This is a genomic window from Streptomyces hebeiensis (genome assembly GCF_052983195.1).
Window position 1 is genome coordinate 2321004 of the sequence record NZ_CM129812.1, and the last position, 17550, is coordinate 2338553.

The 17550-nt window shown below is 72.4% G+C and carries 12 protein-coding genes, 1 tRNA gene and 1 pseudogene; 6 read left to right on the plus strand and 8 right to left on the minus strand.

The window, feature by feature from the left end; genetic code table 11:
- Positions 1-73, minus strand: a tRNA-Asn gene (locus ACU6P3_RS09910).
- A 216-nt stretch (positions 74-289) separates the two neighbouring features.
- On the opposite strand from ACU6P3_RS09910, the gene ACU6P3_RS09915 reads away from it, so the two are divergent.
- The 4 genes from ACU6P3_RS09915 (at position 290) to ACU6P3_RS09930 (ending at position 5967) form a co-directional block, all read left to right on the plus strand.
- A complete protein-coding gene (locus ACU6P3_RS09915) occupies positions 290-601 on the plus strand; it encodes a hypothetical protein (protein WP_030754762.1) in 312 nt (103 codons plus the stop codon).
- Positions 602-709: 108 nt separating this feature from the next.
- Positions 710-2155, plus strand: a complete 1446-nt coding sequence (locus tag ACU6P3_RS09920) for an FGGY family carbohydrate kinase (RefSeq protein WP_447196799.1) — start codon at positions 710-712, stop codon at positions 2153-2155.
- 153 nt (positions 2156-2308) lie between these two features.
- The gene (locus ACU6P3_RS09925; RefSeq protein WP_447197830.1) at positions 2309-4042 is read left to right on the plus strand and encodes an ABC transporter ATP-binding protein; all 1734 of its coding nucleotides are present in this window, start codon (positions 2309-2311) and stop codon (positions 4040-4042) included.
- Positions 4042-5967 carry an ABC transporter ATP-binding protein gene (locus tag ACU6P3_RS09930; protein ID WP_447196800.1) on the plus strand — a complete coding sequence of 642 codons (1926 nt, stop codon included), beginning with the start codon at positions 4042-4044 and terminating at the stop codon, positions 5965-5967. The genes ACU6P3_RS09925 and ACU6P3_RS09930 overlap by 1 nt, the downstream gene beginning before the upstream one ends.
- A 230-nt stretch (positions 5968-6197) precedes the next feature.
- On the opposite strand, the gene ACU6P3_RS09935 is transcribed toward ACU6P3_RS09930, so the two are convergent.
- The 5 genes and pseudogenes from ACU6P3_RS09935 to ACU6P3_RS09955 form a co-directional block, all read right to left on the minus strand.
- Positions 6198-7316, minus strand: a complete 1119-nt coding sequence (locus ACU6P3_RS09935) for an RNA polymerase sigma factor (protein ID WP_447196801.1) — start codon at positions 7314-7316, stop codon at positions 6198-6200.
- Between the two features lie 321 nt (positions 7317-7637).
- Positions 7638-9542 carry a DNA primase gene (gene dnaG / locus ACU6P3_RS09940; RefSeq protein WP_447196802.1) on the minus strand — a complete coding sequence of 635 codons (1905 nt, stop codon included), beginning with the start codon at positions 9540-9542 and terminating at the stop codon, positions 7638-7640.
- 220 nt (positions 9543-9762) lie between these two features.
- Complete coding sequence (locus ACU6P3_RS09945) at positions 9763-11040, minus strand: NAD(P)/FAD-dependent oxidoreductase (RefSeq protein WP_447196803.1); 1278 nt, start codon at positions 11038-11040, stop codon at positions 9763-9765.
- Positions 11041-11333: 293 nt separating this feature from the next.
- On the minus strand, positions 11334-12668 hold the full coding sequence (locus tag ACU6P3_RS09950) for a deoxyguanosinetriphosphate triphosphohydrolase (RefSeq protein ID WP_447196804.1): 1335 nt from the start codon (positions 12666-12668) through the stop codon (positions 11334-11336).
- 331 nt (positions 12669-12999) lie between these two features.
- Positions 13000-13779 (minus strand): annotated as a pseudogene (locus ACU6P3_RS09955) (sirohydrochlorin chelatase); the annotation flags it as partial.
- 377 nt (positions 13780-14156) lie between these two features.
- Here ACU6P3_RS09955 and ACU6P3_RS09960 point away from each other — a divergent pair.
- Positions 14157-15014, plus strand: a complete 858-nt coding sequence (locus ACU6P3_RS09960) for a SanA/YdcF family protein (RefSeq protein WP_447196805.1) — start codon at positions 14157-14159, stop codon at positions 15012-15014.
- A gap of 105 nt (positions 15015-15119) precedes the next feature.
- On the opposite strand, the gene cutA is transcribed toward ACU6P3_RS09960, so the two are convergent.
- Both cutA and ACU6P3_RS09970 read right to left on the minus strand, forming a co-directional pair.
- Positions 15120-15488, minus strand: a complete 369-nt coding sequence (gene cutA / locus ACU6P3_RS09965) for a divalent-cation tolerance protein CutA (RefSeq protein WP_447196806.1) — start codon at positions 15486-15488, stop codon at positions 15120-15122.
- 292 nt (positions 15489-15780) lie between these two features.
- A complete protein-coding gene (locus tag ACU6P3_RS09970) occupies positions 15781-16428 on the minus strand; it encodes an NADPH-dependent FMN reductase (RefSeq protein ID WP_447196807.1) in 648 nt (215 codons plus the stop codon).
- A 76-nt stretch (positions 16429-16504) separates the two neighbouring features.
- Here ACU6P3_RS09970 and ACU6P3_RS09975 point away from each other — a divergent pair, with 76 nt between their 5' ends.
- Positions 16505-17293: an aminotransferase class IV gene (locus tag ACU6P3_RS09975; RefSeq protein WP_447196808.1), complete on the plus strand. Its 789-nt coding sequence runs from the start codon at positions 16505-16507 to the stop codon at positions 17291-17293.
- Positions 17294-17550 lie beyond the last annotated feature (257 nt).

A 17550-nucleotide genomic window follows, 5' to 3' on the forward strand; every position in this document is an offset into this window, starting at 1 on the left:
CTCCCCCGACTGGACTCGAACCAGTAACCTGCCGGTTAACAGCCGGCTGCTCTGCCAATTGAGCTACAGGGGATTGTCGCGTTGCACCGAACGTACCCACCCCGGGCATCCCGGGCGGCGCACGTTCGCTGCGACACATACATTAGCGCAAGCAGGGGGGTGCTCCGCCAATCGCTTCCGGCCGGGCACCTCGGGTGATCCCGCGCGGCCACGGGGTAAGCGGACAGCAGACACGGACGGTCCGGCGGCGGCGCCGGGGGACTGACGAGCTCAGGGAAGGGTGGCAGCCATGCGGTACCGCCTCACGTTCTTCGCGGGTCTGGCCTGCGGATACGTACTCGGAACGCGTGCGGGACGCGAGCGCTACGAACAGCTGAAGAAATCGGTGCGGCAGGTCTCCCAGAACCCCGCCGTACGCAACGCCGCGGAGTCGGCCGGGCGGACCGGGCGGGAGGTCGCGGGCAAGGCGTACCACTCGGTGAGCGGGGTGGTCGGTGAGCGGGTCGGGGACAAGGTGCCGGACTCGGTCGCCCAGCGCGTGCGCTCGCTGCGCGAACGCAGCCGCAACGGTGAGGACGACTGGGGCACCAGCAACACCTGACGTGGTCGGGGCGCCGACTCGCCACGGGCGGCGCCCCCGCCGTGGCCCCGCGGAGCCGTCGTGACCGGCAGACGTGATCACGTCGCCGGTGCGGCAGAATCGGGTGCCATGGGAATAGTCGCCGGGTTGGACAGTTCGTCCGGGTTCACGCGCGTCGTCGTCTGCGACGCGGACACAGGTGCCGTGCTGCGGCAGGGCTACGCCCAGCATCCGGTCGACCCCAAGGCCACCGATGTCGACCCCCAGATGTGGCTGCTGTCCCTCGGCGAGGCCGCGACGGGCGGGCTGCTGGAGGGCGTACAGGCCATCGGCGTCTCGGCCCAGCAGCACGGCATGGTGGCGCTGGACCGCCAGGGCGACCTCGTCCGGCCGGCGCTGATCGGCAACGACAAGCGTGCGCAGGTCGCCGCCGCCGACCTGGTGGACGCGCTGGGCGGGCGGCACGCCTGGGCCGAGGCCGTCGGCTCCGTACCGCAGTCGGGTCAGCTCGTGGCCAAACTGCGCTGGCTCGCGCGGACCGAGCCGGACGCGGCGCGGCGCACCGCGCTGGTGCTCCAGCCGCACGACTGGCTGGTCTGGCAGTTGCTCGGGCGTCCGGCGCGCAGAACGACCGACCGGGGCGCGGCGTCCGGCACCGGCTACTGGTCCGCCCGTACGGGGGCCTACCGCGCCGACCTGGTGGAGCTGGCGCTCGGGCACCAGGTGGCGCTGCCCGAGGTGCTGGGGCCCGCCGACGCCGCCGGGACCACGCCGGAGGGCCTGCTGATCTCCGCGGGGACCGGTGAGACCATGGCCGCGGCCTTCGGGCTCGGCGTGGGCGTCGGGGACGCCGTCGTCTCGCTGGGGGCGTCGGGCTCGGTGATGGCCGTCCACCACGAGTCGCTGGCCGACCCCACCGGGCTGATCACCTCCTTCGCGGACGCCACCGGAATGCATCTGCCGGTGGTGCACACGCTCAACGCCGTACGGGCGCTGCGCGGCACGGCGGAACTGCTGGGGACGGACGACCTCGGTGAGCTGTCCGCGCTGGCGCTGAAGTCCACGCCCGGCTCCTCGGGCCTGGTGTTCCTGCCGTACCTGGAGGGCGAGCGCACCCCGCGGCTGCCGCACACGGCGGGCACCCTGACCGGGCTGCGGCGCGAGTCGATGAAGCCGGAGCACCTGGCGCGGGCGGCGTTCGAGGGGATGCTGTGCTCGCTCGCGGACGCGATGGACGTCCTGCGCGGCCGGGGGGTGGAGGTGCGCCGGGTGTTCCTGCTGGGGGCCGCGGCGGAGCTGCCCGCCGTCCAGGCCGTGGCCCCGGCGATCTTCGGGGCGCAGGTCGTCGTGCCGCAGCCGGCGGACTACGCGGCGATCGGCGCGGCGCGGCAGGCGGCCTGGGCGCTCGGATCCGCGCGGGGGTCCCTCTCCCCGCACACCCCGCCGGCCTGGCAGGGTGCGGCGGCGCAGGTCTTCGAGGCGGGTGACGACACGGCGGTCGGGACGGCGGTCCGGCAGCAGTACGCGTCGACGCGGGAGCAGATCCACCCGGGCGCCTTCGGTCACGGGGGCTGACCGCCCACCGCGCCCCGCACGCCGTCCTCTCGCCCTGTCTTGACCCGTCCTTGGCCGTAAAACCTTGGGGGTCGGCCGCCGCGGTGTCGCAAGATGGTGGGTCGGGACCTCCTGATCTCCGCCACTTTCGAAGCCGACCCCGAGAGACTCCGCGTGCTGCTACGACTTCTGCGAGCCCATCTCGCGCCCTACAAAAGACCCATAGCCCTGCTGGTGGTGCTCCAGCTGTTGCAGACGTGCGCCACCCTCTACCTGCCCACCCTGAACGCCGACATCATCGACCAAGGTGTCGTGAAGGGCGATTCGGGTTACATCCTGGAATTCGGCGCCGTCATGATCGCCGTCAGTCTGGTCCAGGTGCTCTGCAACATCGGCGCCGTGTACTACGGCGCGCGGACCGCCTCCGCCCTCGGCCGCGATGTCCGGGCCGCCGTCTTCGAGCGCGTGCAGAGCTTCTCCGCGCGTGAGGTGGGCCACTTCGGGGCACCGTCCCTCATCACCCGCACCACCAACGACGTCCAGCAGGTGCAGATGCTGGTCCTGATGTCGTTCACGCTGATGGTGTCCGCGCCCATCATGTGTGTCGGCGGCGTCGTCATGGCGCTCGGCCAGGACGTTCCGCTCTCCGCCGTGCTGCTCGCCGTGGTGCCGCTGCTCGGGATATCCGTGAGCCTCATCGTCAAGAAGATGCGGCCGCTGTTCAGGACGATGCAGACCCGGCTGGACACCGTCAACCGCATCCTGCGCGAACAGATCACCGGCAACCGCGTGATCCGGGCTTTCGTACGGGACGAGTACGAGAAGGGGCGGTTCGGCGAGGCCAACGCCGAGCTGACCGACGTCGCGCTGTCGACCGGCCGGCTGATGGCGCTGATGTTCCCGACCGTGATGACGGTCGTGAACCTGTCGTCGGTCGCGGTCGTCTGGTTCGGCGCGCACCGCATCGAGAGCGGCGGCATGGAGATCGGCGCGCTGACCGCGTTCCTCGCGTACCTGATGCAGATCGTGATGGCCGTGATGATGGCCACCTTCATGTTCATGATGGTGCCGCGGGCCGAGGTCTGCGCCGAGCGCATCGAGGAGGTCCTGGACACCAGCTCCAGTGTCGTCCCGCCGCGGAACCCGGTGCGGGAGCTGCGCCGCCACGGCCATCTGGAGATCAGGGGCGCGGAGTTCCGCTTCCCGGGAGCCGAGGAGCCCGTCCTGCGGGACATCTCGCTCGTGGCGCGACCCGGCGAGACGACCGCGGTCATCGGCTCGACGGGCAGCGGCAAGTCGACGCTGCTCGGACTCGTACCGCGGCTGTTCGACGCGACGGAGGGGGACGTGCTGGTCGACGGGCAGGACGTACGGGAGCTGGATCCCGCGCTGCTGGCGAAGACGGTGAGCCTGGTGCCGCAGAAGCCGTACCTCTTCTCCGGTACGGTCGCCACGAACCTGCGCTACGGCAACCCGGACGCGACCGACGAGGAACTGTGGCACGCCCTGCAGGTGGCGCAGGCACGGGAGTTCGTCGCGTCCCTGGAGGGCGGGCTGAACGCGCCCATCGCCCAGGGCGGCACCAATGTCTCCGGCGGGCAGCGGCAGCGCCTCGCGATCGCGCGCACGCTCGTGCAGCGGCCGGAGATCTATCTGTTCGACGACTCGTTCTCCGCGCTGGACTACGCGACGGACGCGGCCCTGCGGGCGGCGCTGGCGCGGGAGACCTCGGAGGCGACCGTCGTGATCGTCGCCCAGCGGGTCTCCACCATCCGTGACGCCGACCGGATCGTGGTCCTGGACGAGGGCCGGGTCGTGGGGACGGGCCGCCATCAGGAGCTGATGGCGGAGAACGAGACGTACCGGGAGATCGTCCTCTCCCAGCTGACCGAGGCGGAGGCGGCCTGATGAGCGGTCCTGGCGGACGCATGATGGCCGCGGGCCCCGCCCAGCGGTCGATGGACTTCAAGGGGTCGGGCAAGCGGCTGCTGCGGCAGCTCGCGGTGGAGAAGACGACGATCTGGTGGATGGTCGGCGCGGGCGTGCTCAGTGTCGCCCTGTCGGTCGTCGGGCCGAAGATCCTCGGCAAGGCGACGGACCTGATCTTCGCGGGTGTCATCGGCCGGCAGACGCCGGCGGGTGTCTCCAAGGAGCAGACGATCGCCGCCCTGCGGGAGGAGGGCGACAACGGCGTCGCCGATCTCCTGACCGGGGTGGACTTCACGCCCGGCCACGGCATCGACTTCGGCGCGGTGGGCGAGGTGCTGCTGCTGGTCCTGGTGATCTACATCGGGGCGGGCCTGATGATGCTGGTCTCGACCCGGCTCTCCATCCGGATCATCAACCGCACCGTGTACCGGATGCGGGAGGAGATCCAGGCGAAGCTGTCCCGGCTGCCGCTGTCGTACTTCGACGGACAGCCGCGCGGTGAGGTGCTCAGCCGCGCCACCAACGACGTCGACAACATCTCGCAGACGCTCCAGCAGACGATGGGCCAGCTCATCAACTCGGTACTGACCATCGTCGGTGTGCTGGTGATGATGTTCTGGATCTCGCCGCTGCTGGCGCTGGTGGCGCTGATCACCGTCCCGTTGTCGGTGCTCGTGGCGGCGAAGGTCGGCAAGCGCTCGCAGCCGCAGTTCGTGCGGCAGTGGAAGGTCACCGGCACGCTCAACGCGCACATCGAGGAGATGTACACCGGCCACTCGCTGGTGAAGGTCTTCGGGCGGCAGAACGAGTCGGCGGCCGCGTTCCGCGAGCAGAACGAGCAGCTGTACGAGGCGGGCTTCAAGGCGCAGTTCAACAGCGGGATCATGCAGCCGCTGATGCTGTTCGTCTCGAACCTGAACTACGTGCTGGTCGCGGTCGTCGGCGGACTGCGGGTCGCCTCGGGCTCGCTGTCGATCGGTGACGTGCAGGCGTTCATCCAGTACTCGCGCCAGTTCTCGATGCCGCTGACGCAGGTCGCGTCGATGGCGAACCTGGTGCAGTCGGGCGTGGCCTCCGCCGAGCGGATCTTCGAGCTGCTGGACGCCGTCGAGCAGGAACCCGACCCGGTGTCGGTGGAGCGGCTGCGCGCGCCGGAGGGCCGGGTGGCGCTGGAGCACGTGTCGTTCCGGTACGACCCGGAGAAGCCGCTGATCGAGGACCTGTCGCTGGCAGTGGAGCCCGGTCAGACGGTCGCGATCGTCGGTCCGACGGGCGCGGGCAAGACCACGCTGGTCAACCTGCTGATGCGGTTCTACGAGGTGTCGGGCGGCCGGATCACGCTCGACGGCGCGGACATCGCGCGGATGTCCCGCGAGGAGCTGCGCGCCGGGATCGGCATGGTGCTCCAGGACACCTGGCTGTTCGGGGGCACGATCGCGGAGAACATCGCCTACGGCGCGGCGCGCGAGGTGAGCCGGGAGGAGATCGAGGAGGCCGCGCGGGCGGCGCACGCCGACCGGTTCGTCCGTACGCTGCCGGACGGCTACGACACGGTGATCGACGACGAGGGGTCGGGCGTCAGCGCCGGGGAGAAGCAGCTGATCACGATCGCGCGGGCGTTCCTGTCCGACCCGGTGATCCTGGTGCTGGACGAGGCGACCAGCTCGGTGGACACCCGTACCGAGGTGCTGATCCAGAAGGCGATGGCGCGGCTGGCCCACGGCCGCACCAGCTTTGTGATCGCGCACCGGCTCTCCACGATCCGGGACGCGGACGTGATCCTCGTGATGGAGGACGGCTCGATCGTCGAACAGGGCTCGCACGACGAGCTGCTGACGGCGGGTGGCGCGTACGCGCGGCTGTACGCGGCGCAGTTCGCGCAGGCGGTCGCCGAGGTGGACTGAGGGCGACGGGGCCGCGCCCGTACCGGTGAGGCCCTTGCCGGTGACGCCTTTGCCGGTGACGGGCGCGAGCCGTACCCGCGTGCCCGCGCCGTATCGCCCGCGCCGCGTCCGTGGCCGCCGACGAGGCGGTACGGGCGCGGCGCGCGGCGTTGTCGGGTCCTCGGGTCCTCCCCGGGTCTTCGTGATCCTCGGGTCCGCGGGGGCGGCGGCGGGCGTCACGGCCCGCCGTTTCAGTCCAGATAGCCCCTGAGCTGGTCCGCGAAGGCATGGTCACGGAGCTTGCCGAGGGTCTTGGACTCGATCTGGCGGATGCGTTCGCGGGTCACTCCGAAGACCCTGCCGATCTCCTCCAGCGTGCGGGCCCTGCCGTCGTCCAGGCCGTACCGGAGCTGCACCACCTTGCGTTCGCGCTCGCCGAGGGTGGCGAGCACCGCCTCCAGATGCTGGCGCAGCAGCAGGAAGGCGGCCGATTCGACGGGTGACGCCGCGTCGCCGTCCTCGATGAGGTCGCCGAGCGCGACGTCCTCCTCCTCGCCCACCGGGGCGTGCAGGGAGACCGGTTCCTGGGCGAGCCGCAGCACCTCGCTGACCCGCTCCGGTGTCAGCTCCAGCTGGGCCGCGACCTCTTCGGCCGTGGGCTCGTGGCCGCGCTCCTGGAGCATCCGCCGCTGCACCCGCACGACCCGGTTGATCAGCTCGACCACGTGGACCGGCACCCGGATGGTGCGGGCCTGGTCGGCCAGGGCGCGGGACATGGCCTGGCGGATCCACCAGGTCGCGTACGTCGAGAACTTGTAGCCGCGCGTGTAGTCGAACTTCTCGACGGCCCTGATCAGGCCCAGGTTCCCCTCCTGGACCAGATCCAGCATGGTCAGTCCGCGGCCGACGTACCGCTTGGCGACGGAGACGACCAGCCGCAGGTTCGACTCGATCAGCCGGCGCTTGGCCATCCGGCCGAGGACGACGAGCCGGTCGAGGTCCAGGGCCAGGCCGGAGTCCAGGTCGGGCGTCCCGGTGAGTTTCTCCTCGGCGAAGAGGCCGGCTTCGACGCGCCGCGCCAGCTCCACCTCCTCGACCGCGGTCAGCAGCGGGATACGGCCGATCTCGCGCAGGTACTGGCGGAACAGGTCGGAGGAAGGACCTCCGGTGTCGTCACGGCCGCCCCGCCGTTCCATGGGCTCGGCGGGCCCCGGGGGCTTCGGCACGAGGGGCAGGGGCGCCACCGGGTCCTCGGTGAGGGTGCCCGCCGCGGCGAAGGGCTCCAGTGGTCCCACGGTCGGGGACGTGGCGGCCGGGGGCGCGGCGGTGGCTGGGGCGATGAGCGTCTCGGTCAGGCTCCGGGTCTGCACGGGGGGCGACCTCCAGGTGATCGCTGCCGGTTCGGGGGCCGTGCGGCAGCGGGGCGGGGGCGGCCGGGGCCGTCCTTCCGTCCCGTACACGATGAGCGGATCCGTGGGGGCGGGCGCTCTCGTGGGGTGGGACCGGCCGCGCTCCGTAGACCGGCACCGCATCCCAGTGTGGGGCACGACACAGCGTTGTCACGAGGGGCGTGCGGTGACTTTTTGAGTCCCATACGTGACCGGGTCGTTACGGAAGGAGTCGGAACCGCCCGCTATGAGAACCCGGCGGAAACATGGCGGACCATGCCGGACCACCCTGGCGCGGCGGAGTCACAGCGCAGCGGCGCCGTGGTTGCGCAGCGACTCGCCGTACTGCTGGAGCACCCACAGCTCGTTCTGCACGGCGGCCAGGTGTTCCGGGTCGCCGTGCGCGCCGGCCCGGGCCAGGGTGCTGGTGACCTCGCGGATCCGGCGGTCGACGGCGCGCAGCCGGACCTGGACGAGCTGCTGGCCCGCGTACACCTCGTCGATGGTCTTGCCGTGCAGGACCTCCACCGCCAGCTCGGTGACCATCGCGCGGACGGAGTCGTTGGGCGCGGCCTCGCGGACCCGGGAGAGGTACTCGGACGCGGAGTGCACGCCCCGCTCGGCGCCGCCGGCCTCCTCGATGGCGCGGCGCACGGCGGCGTACGGAGGGCCGGTGAACTCGTCCTCTCCGTAGGCGTCGAAGGCCGGGGAGACCAGCTCGGGGCGTTGGAGGGCGAGCTTGAGCAGCTCGCGCTCGGTGCGGTGGGCGGGGCTGCGGAGGTTGAGCGCGGGCCCGGAGGGCCGGCTCGGTGCCCCCGGCTCGTACGCCGCCCGGCCGTGCCGCTCCGGGGGCGCCGCCGGACCCCGGCCGCCCCGCTCGCGGGCCCAGCGCGCCAGCTGGCCGACGCGCTTGACCACGAACTGGGTGTCGAGGATGCCGACCATCCCGGCGAGCTGGACCGCGACCTCGTGCTGCGACGCGACGTTCTTGATCCGGGCGACGATCGGCGCGGCCTCGTCCAGCGCCGCCGCGCGGCCCGCCGGGGTCTCCAGGTCGTAGCGCGAGACGATCTGGCGGATGGCGAACTCGAAGAGGTGCGTACGGGGTTCGACCAGGTCCAGGACCGCGTCGTCTCCCTTGGCGAGGCGCAGGTCGCACGGGTCCATGCCGTCCGGCGCGATGGCGATGTAGGTCTCGGCGGCGAACTTCTGGTCGTCCTCGAACGCGCGCAGCGCGGCCTTCTGACCGGCCGCGTCCCCGTCGAAGGTGAAGATCACCTTGGCCGTTCCGTTGTCCATCAGCAGCCGGCGGAGGATCTTGATGTGGTCCCCGCCGAAGGCCGTGCCACAGGTGGCGATGGCGGTGGTGACCCCGGCGAGGTGACATGCCATCACATCGGTGTACCCCTCGACGACCACGGCGCGGCTGGCCTTCGCGATGTCCCGTTTGGCGAGGTCGACACCGTACAGCACCTGGGACTTCTTGTAGATCGCGGTCTCGGGTGTGTTCAGGTACTTCGGGCCGTTGTCGTCGTCGCGCAGCTTGCGGGCGCCGAAGCCGACCACGTCGCCCGAGATGTCGCGGATCGGCCACATCAGCCGGCCCCGGAAGCGGTCGATGGGGCCGTTGCGGCCGTCCTGGGAGAGCCCGGAGAGCACCAGCTCCTTGTCGGAGAACCCCCTGCCGCGCAGGAAGCGGGTGAGGTGGTCCCAGCCTCCCGGGCTGTATCCGACGCCGAAGTGCTCGGCCGCGGCCTGGTCGAACCCCCGCTCCGCGAGGAACGCCCGGCCGATCTCGGCCTCGGGCCCGGCGAGCTGGTCCGCGTAGAACCGGGCGGCGATCTTGTGGGCCTCCACCAGCCGGCTGCGCTCGCCACGCTGGCTCGTGGGGTTGTACCCGCCCTCTTCGTAGCGGAGGGTGATGCCCGCGCGCGCGGCGAGCCGCTCGACCGTCTCCGAGAAGGAGAGGTGGTCGAGCTTCATCACGAAGGCGATCGTGTCCCCGCCCTCCTGGCAGCCGAAGCAGTGGAAGAGGCCCTTGCTCGGACTGACCTGGAAGGAGGGGGACTTCTCGTCGTGGAAGGGGCAGAGCCCCTTGAGATTGCCGCCCCCCGCGCTGCGCAGCTGGAGGTACTCGGACACGACGGCGTCGATCGGGACCGCGTCCCGTACCGCCTTCACGTCGTCATCGTTGATCCTGCCTGCCACGCGTGAATTCTACGGGGGCGCGCCGACACCCTCGGGCGGCGAGGGGGCCGGGCGCCCTCGGGACGCGCCGGGCGTGCCCGGCCCCGTCGCGCGGGAAGCCGCGCTCCACGCCGGTCCCGCGGCCCCTCCCGGTCCCTGCGGGCCCCCGTGGCGCTCACGGTCCCCGACGGCGCGGGACGCACCGGTCCCGCGCCGTCCCGGCGGCTGCGGGGCCCCGCCCTCAGATGCCGAGCGTGCTCAGCGGCACGCCCGGGTCGGCGAGCGCGTCCAGGTCCTGCGGGGCGCCGGAGCGGATCAGTCGCTGGATGTCGCCGGTGACGTCCCACACGTTGACGTTCATCCCGGCGAGCACCCGCCGGTCCTTCAGCCAGAACGCGACGAACTCCCTCTTCCCCGCGTCCCCGCGCACCACGACCTGGTCGTACGTGCCGGGCGGGGCCCAGCCGGAGTACTCCAGGCCCAGGTCGTACTGGTCGGAGAAGAAGTACGGGATCCGGTCGTAGGTGACGTCCTGGCCGAGCATGGCGCGCGCCGCGGCCGGTCCGCCGTTGAGGGCGTTGGCCCAGTGCTCGACCCGTACCCGCGAGGCGGACAGCGCCGCTCCCCAGCCGGTCACCGGGAGGGCCGCCACGTCGCCGGCGGCGAAGACGTCCGGGTCCGAGGTGCGCAGCGCGGCGTCCACGGCGATACCGCCGCCCTGCTCGCGGGCGGCGAGCGTGAGCCCCGCCGCCTCGGCGAGAGCCGTACGGGGCGCCGCGCCGATGGCGGCGAGCACGTCGTGGGCGGGGTGCTCCTCGCCGTCGTCCGTACGGACCGCGAGGACCATGCCGTCCTGGCCCGTGATCTCGGTGAGCCGGGCGCCGAAGTGGAACCGCACGCCGTGCTCCTGGTGCACCTCGGCGAAGACCTGCCCCAGCTCCGGGCCGACGACCTGGTGGAGCGGGGTCGCCTGGGCCTCGATGACGGTCACCTCGGCGCCGTAGCCGCGGGCGGCGGCCGCGACCTCCAGGCCGATCCAGCCCGCGCCCGCGATCACCAGATGACCGTTGTCCCGGCCCAGCGCGACCAGGGTCTGGCGCAGCCGCTCCGCGTGGGCGAGCCGGCGCAGATGGTGGACGCCCGCCAGGTCGGTGCCGGGGATGTCGAGGCGGCGCGGCTCGGCGCCGGTCGCCAGCAGGAGCTTGTCGTACCGGACCGAGGCTCCGTCACCCAGGTGGACGCAGTGGTCGTCCCGGTCGACGGCGGTGACGGTCTGGCCGAGGTGCAGTTCGACGTCGGCCTGGGCGTACCAGGCACGCTCGTGCACGAAGACGCTCTCGCGGTCGTCCTTGCCGACGAGGTAGCCCTTGGACAGCGGTGGTCGTTCGTAGGGGTGGTCGAGTTCGTCGCCGATGAGGATCACCCGGCCGGTGAAGCCCTCAGCCCGAAGGGTTTCCGCGGCTTTCGCCCCGGCCAGCCCTCCGCCGACGATGACAAAGGTCTGATGCGCGTCGACCACTTGATGCCTCCTCTTCGTACTGCCGCCATCTGCGAGCGTCCCGCACGGAGCGTGATGGCGAAAGAGGGGGCGCTCCGCGGGCTGTCTCACTGCCGTGATCCGGTCTACTTTCGTACACGCGCGAGCCGGGAACGGTGAGGTGGAGAGGGCCCATGTCACCCGTCCGCCACACCGGTACGGCCCCAGAGCGTGCCGGACGCGGGGAGATCCGCTTCCTCACCGGGAGGTCCGGGTCTCACCGGGAGGCTTGGGTCTCACCGGGAGGTCCGGGTCTCACCGGGAGGTCCGGGTCCTCATGTGGTGGGGCGGCCGGTGAGCCGCGCGTGCAGCGAGCGGGCCGCCGTGTCCGTCAATGACGCGATCTGATCGACCACGACGCGTTTGCGCGCCCGGTCGTCGGCCGCCGTCTCGAACAGCGCCCGGAACTGAGGGTCGAGCCCCTCGGGCGCACGGGCGGCGAGTGTCCCGGCCAGTTCGGCCAGGACGATCCGCTGGTCGGCGCGGAGCGCCTGCTGTTCGGCCCGCTGCATGACGTAACGGTGGGCGACGGCCTTGAGGACCGCGCACTCGTGGCGGGCGGCGCGCGGAACGACCAGCTCGGCCGCGTACCGGGTGAGCGGTCCCGTACCGTACGCCCGGCGTGTGGCGGTCTCGGCGGCTTCGCAGAACCGGCCGATCAGCTGGCTGGTGGCGTCCTTGAGGCGGGCCTGGGCGACGGCGGTGCCGTCGTAGCCGTGCGGCCACCACGGCTGGGCGAGCAGCCGGTCGAGCGCGGCGGACAGTTCCGCCGGATCGGTGTCCTGGGGCACGTAACGGCCGAGCGCCACGTCCCAGACGGCACTCCGCTCGGCGGCGGAGGTCAGGGCGGCCGGGGTGATGTGGCCGGCGTGCAGGCCGTCCTCGAAGTCGTGGACCGAGTACGCGACGTCGTCGGACCAGTCCATGACCTGCGCCTCGAAGCAGGTACGGCCCACGGGCGCGCCGCTGCGGGCCCAGCCGAAGACCGGCAGGTCGTCCTCGTACACACCGAACTTCGCCGAGCCGGGCCGCGTGGGGTGCGCGCCGCGCGTCCAGGGGTACTTGGTGGCGGCGTCCAGGGCGGCGCGGGTGAGGTTGAGGCCGACGCTGACCAGGCCGTCGCCGTCCGGGGAGGGCACGAAACGTTTCGGTTCGATGCGGGTCAGCAGCCGCAGGGACTGCGCGTTGCCCTCGAACCCGCCGCAGTCCGCCGCGAATTCGGCGAGAACCCGCTCCCCGTTGTGACCGAACGGCGGATGGCCCATGTCATGGGCGAGGCAGGCGGTTTCGACCAGGTCGGGATCGCAGCCGAGCGCCGCGCCCAGCTCGCGGCCCACCTGGGCGCACTCCAGGGAGTGGGTGAGCCGGGTGCGGGGCGTGGTGTCCCACGCGGTGCTGTGGGAGCCGGGAGTGACCACCTGGGTCTTGCCCGCGAGCCGGCGCAGCGCGGCGGAGTGCAGCACGCGTGCGCGGTCGCGCTGGAAGGCCGTACGGCCGGGGCGCTTGTCCGGCTCGGGGGCCCAGCGTTCGGTGGCCGCGTCGTCGTAGGCGCGCGGAGGGTCCGTGGGGCTTGAGGGACGTGTCGGAGTGGTGCCGGAGGTGCGTGCCATGCACCGAAGGTAACCGGAGGCGGGGTTTCTCGGGCGTTACGGGGTGGTTGAAGGGCTTTTCGCGGACCTCTCGCGCGTCTTCGGGGACGTCCACGACCACGACCACGTCTCGCAGGGGCTGCTTTCAGACGGAGGTGAGGTGGTGGGTGGAGGCGGAGGCGGAGGTGGAGGCGGAGGTGAACGGGAGCGTGGACGCGGCGGCGAGCGCGTCGGGTAGGGGCGGGCCGTAGGTCCGGCGCTGCTCGTTCGGCTCGTGGGCCGCGTCCGCATGGGCCACATCCGCATGGGCCACATCCGCATGGGCCACATCCGCATGGGCCACGTGAGCATGGGCCGCGTACGGCTTCACCAGCGCCTCGTCGTAGCGGTGGAGCAGCAGGCGGGCCATCGCCGGATGCGTGCCGAGCGGGGCGGCGGCGATCCAGGGCGCGTGCGCGGTGCTGCGGGTGGCGAAGTGTCCGGGGGCCGTGAAGTACGAGGCGATCGCGGTCCGGTGGCGGCCCCGGGCGGCGAGGGCGCGCAGCGCCTCGGGAACGGTCGGCGAGGCGGCTGAGGCGTAGGCGGGCAGGACCGGAACGCCGCCGAGCCGTTCGCCGAGCAGCGCGGCGGTACGCCGGGTGTCCTCGGCGGACTGCGGGTCACGGGAGCCGGCGGCGGCGAGGACGACCCCCGCGGTACGGCGCGCGGCGGGGTCGGCGGCCAGGGCGTCCACGGGCCAGCCGGCCTCGGCCAGACGGTCGTGCAGTGCCTCGGCCAGCAGCGGGTGCGGACCGAGCGGGGCGGCGACCAGGGTGACCCGGCGGGAGGCGGAGGCGGCGGCCGGCAGGTCCTGTTTGACGTGGTAGCCACGGCTGAGGAGGAGCGGGACGAGCACGGCGGCGCCGTCCGGCGCGTCGGCTTCCAGTGTGGCGAGGGTGTCGGTGAGCAGGGGCTCGTTGAGTTCGATGTGGCCGAGCCGTACGTCGAGGCCGGGCCGGAGCGCACGGACCCGGTCGAGAAGCGCGGTGACGGTGCGCAGGGCGCGCGGGTCGCGGCTTCCGTGGGCGACGACGACGAGGCTGGGGGCACCGGGGCCGGGTACGGCTGCGGGGGCGGGCCGGTCGCTGAACATGCTCCTGCTTGTTCCCTTCCGTACGGCGAGCCCCGGGGTCGGTCACGGACGGTACTGAGCCCGGCCAGGGGCCCGGGCCGGCCGTCCGGGGCGGGCGGTGCTGGTACGGGTCCCATCCTGCCGGAACGTGGTTGCGAACCGTTGCCACCACGGTCACCAGCGGTTTTCCGGGGCCTCACAGGCGGTGCGAAGGCATTGTCAGACCCGTCACTTACCGTGATGAGCGCGGAGAAAAACAGGGAGGACGGTGAAGTCACCCGGAGGGCACCAGTGGGCGGCGCCGATCGTCGTACGGACGGAGGCGAGACCGCACGGGACCATAGGCCGGACGGGGCGGACCGAGGGCCGGGCAGAGAAGGGGAAACGGGGGCGGGGACATGTCAGGGACAGGGCTGCGGTACCGGCTGTCGCGACCGCGGCATCACCGGCCGGCGCGGCGGAGACGGGCGCTGTGGCCGGTGGGACGTGCCGGGTGGCCGCGTTTGCCGCGGCTGCCGCGCACCCGGCGGGGACAGCGGCGTGCCGTGCAGGTCGCCATGGTGGCATGCGTGCTGGGGCTGGTGCCGTCGACGTGGACGCACGCGGTGGCGGACAGCCGGGTGCGGACGATCGCGAACGTGCCGTCGCGGGACGTCGCCGTGGTCTTCGGCGCGGGGCTGCGGTCGGGGCGCCCGACGCCGTATCTCGCGCACCGGCTCGACGCGGCGGCCGAGTTGTACCGCACGGGCAAGGTGCGGGTCCTCCTGGTCACGGGGGACAACAGTCGTGAGGAGTACGACGAGCCGGACGCGATGCGGACCTATCTGGTGGAGCGCGGCGTGCCGGACGGACGGATCGTCAGTGACTACGCGGGGTTCGACAGTTGGGACTCGTGCGTCCGGGCCCGGAAGATATTCGGGGTCGAGCGAGCGGTGCTGGTGACACAGGGCTTCCACGTCCGGCGCGCGGTGGCACTCTGCGAGGCCGCGGGAGTCGCGTCGTACGGCGTCGGCGTGACCGAGCGGCACGATCTGACCTGGTACTACGGGGAAATACGGGAGTTGTTCGCCTCGGGGAAGGGCGCGGCCGAAGCCGTGTTGCGGCCGGATCCCACCTTCCTGGGCCCTCGGGAAACGGGAGTGACGCGGGCGCTGGAGGCGGACGAGGCGGATGGAACGGCTGGAGCGGATGCAACGGCTGGAACGGCTGGAACGGCTGGAACGGACAAGGCAAACGCGGTGGACGGGGCAGGCTGAGCCCGCCCCGTCGTGGTCCGGGCCGGGCTCCTGTCGTGGTCCGGGCTCCTGGTCGGTGGCCGGGCTCCGGGCCGTGGCCCGACGGGTGGCCACGGGGTGCGACGGTCATGGCGCGTCGGTCTCCTCCGTCACCCAGGACAGGTACGCCGCGCTGCCGCGCACGACGGGCGTGGCGATGATTTCGGGCACGTCGTAGTCGTGGGCGGCGGACAGGTGGGCCTCCAGCGCCTCATAACCGGCGGCCGTGGTCTTGAAGAGGATCTGCCACTCCTGAGCGGTCTCGATCGCTCCCTCCCAGCGGTAGACGGAGGTGACCGGCGCGGAGATCTGCGCGCAGGCGGCCAGCCGCGCCTCGATCGCGCCCCGGGCGAGCGCCTCGGCCTTCTCGGCGCTGTCGGCCGTGGTCAGCACGGTCAGATGCGCCGCGACGGCCGTGGCGGGGACGGGGGACTCGACGGAGGACTCGGAGGTCACGGGCAGGCTCCTTCGGGGGTGTGTCTGGCGGTTCGCGGCGGTTTGTGGGTGTGTGGCGGTGCTACTGCCGGGGGCGGACCGCGAGGGACTTGAGGCCGGGCGAGCGCCCCGTACCGGCGCGCCCGGGCGGGCAGCACCGGTGCGCCGCCGAGCCGGGCGGGCACCCCGGGACGATGGGTCGCGCGGGCGTCCCAGGCCGACGGTGCCACACACCGTACGCAGTCCCGGGGCGTCGGCGCACGGCCCGGCCGGGGCCGGCGGACCGCCGCCGCCGGATTCCCGCCCGCACTCGTCAAGCCGCGTACGGCCGCAGGGCCGTGGCCTCGCGCAGGGCCAGGCCCCACCAGGCGAGCCGGTCGAGCATCGTGGTGGCGGCCGCGTCGCAGTCGGCGGGGTCCGTGTGCCGGCCGTCCTCGTCGAAGAGCGCGCCCGCGTTGTGGAAGGAGACCGTGTCGCGGAGGGTGACGGCGTGGAGCTCGGCGAACACCTGGCGCAGGTGCTCGACAGCGCGCAGGCCCCCGGAGATTCCGCCGTAGGACACGAAGCCGACGGGCTTGGCCTGCCACTCGGCGTAGTGCCAGTCGATCAGGGACTTGAGGGCTGCGGGAAAGGAGTGGTTGTACTCGGGTGTGAGGACGACGAAGGCGTCGGCGGCGGCCAGCCGGGGCGTGACCCTGGCGAGTTCGGCCCGGGCGGCGGGGCCGGGGCGGGCGGTCGGGGCGGCCGGCAGGTCCACCTCGGCCAGGTCGATCAGCTCGGGGGTGAAGTCCGGCCGGGCGCCGACTCGGGAGAGGAACCAGTCGGCGACGACCGGGCCGAAGCGGCCCTCGCGGGTGCTCCCCAGGATGACGCCGAGCCGAAGCGGTTCGTGTCCTGCCGCCGCCGTGGACGGAGTGGACGGGATGGGAAGGGTGGAGGTGGTGCCATCGGTGAGGTTCATGCCGAGAGCGTCGTACCTCAACCTTGGTAGAGGTCAAATCGTGGTCCGGCGCCGGTGCCGTCGTACGGTGTGCGGCATGACGATCACCGCACCGCACCTGCTCGTAGAGGTCGACGGCCGGCCCGCCACGGAGACGGATCTACGGCTGCGTGCCCTGGACCCGTACGGGCACTTCACCGCCATGCAGGTCAGGAACGGACGCGTCCGGGGCCTCGCCGCGCATCTCGCCCGGCTGGACTCCGCGACCCGGGAACTCTTCGGTGCGGGGCTGGACGGCGGGCGCGTACGGGAGTCGCTGCGGCACGCGCTCGGCGAGGTGCGGGACGCCTCGGCACGGGTGTACGTGCACTGGCCGGACGGGGCGGACGAGGCGACGCTGATGGTGACGGTGGGGCCGCCCGTGGTGCCGGACGGCCGGGCCGTGAGCCTGATGTCCGTTCCGTATCAGCGGCCCGTCCCGCACATCAAGCACCTCGGCGGCTTCGCACAGATTCACTACGGCAGGCTCGCGCGCCGCGCGGGCTTCGACGGCGCGCTGCTCACCGGCCCCGGCGGGGTCGTGTCCGAGAGCGGGATCGCGAACATCGGCTTCTGGGACGGCGAGCGGGTGGTCTGGCCGGACGCGCCGGCGCTGGCGGGCATCACCATGACGCTGGTCGAGCCACTGCTGCCGGAAGCCGGGACGGCGTCCGTGCGCCGCGAGGTCACCCTGGCGGACCTGCCGCGCTACCGCGCCGCGTTCGTCACCAACTCGATCGGGATCGCCCCGGTGGCCCGGGTGGACGAGACGGTGTTCCCCGGCGACGCGGCGGCGCTGAAGACGGTGACGGAGTCGTACGAACGCGTCGCGTGGGACCAGGTCTGAGCCATCGCGCACAGGCCGGGAGTGGGGCGCCCGGGCTCCGGCTCCGGGGCGTTCTCGCCGTCGGCCCGCGTCTCGTTTCCGCCTCACCCGTTCGGCGCGGGGTCGGCGATCACGTCCTGTGGCATCCGGAAACGGCCCGTGACCTGCGGTGACGAGTTCCTGGACGCGCACCGTGCGACCGGTCGGCGGCCTACCTGACCATCCATCAGCAGGCGTGTGCGCCATGAGCCGTCTTATCTCGGAGGTGACGATCACCC

Bases quoted from the DNA above. Each gene is read 5' to 3' on its own strand.
- ACU6P3_RS09950 (WP_447196804.1), bottom strand. From the start codon at position 12,668: ATGGCACGCACCTCCGGCACCACTCCGACACGTCCCTCAAGCCCCACG.
- ACU6P3_RS09975 (WP_447196808.1), top strand. From the start codon at position 16,505: ATGACGATCACCGCACCGCACCTGCTCGTAGAGGTCGACGGCCGGCCC.
- ACU6P3_RS09930 (WP_447196800.1), top strand. From the start codon at position 4,042: ATGAGCGGTCCTGGCGGACGCATGATGGCCGCGGGCCCCGCCCAGCGG.
- ACU6P3_RS09960 (WP_447196805.1), top strand. From the start codon at position 14,157: ATGTCAGGGACAGGGCTGCGGTACCGGCTGTCGCGACCGCGGCATCAC.
- ACU6P3_RS09970 (WP_447196807.1), bottom strand. From the start codon at position 16,428: ATGAACCTCACCGATGGCACCACCTCCACCCTTCCCATCCCGTCCACT.
- ACU6P3_RS09920 (WP_447196799.1), top strand. From the start codon at position 710: ATGGGAATAGTCGCCGGGTTGGACAGTTCGTCCGGGTTCACGCGCGTC.
- ACU6P3_RS09915 (WP_030754762.1), top strand. From the start codon at position 290: ATGCGGTACCGCCTCACGTTCTTCGCGGGTCTGGCCTGCGGATACGTA.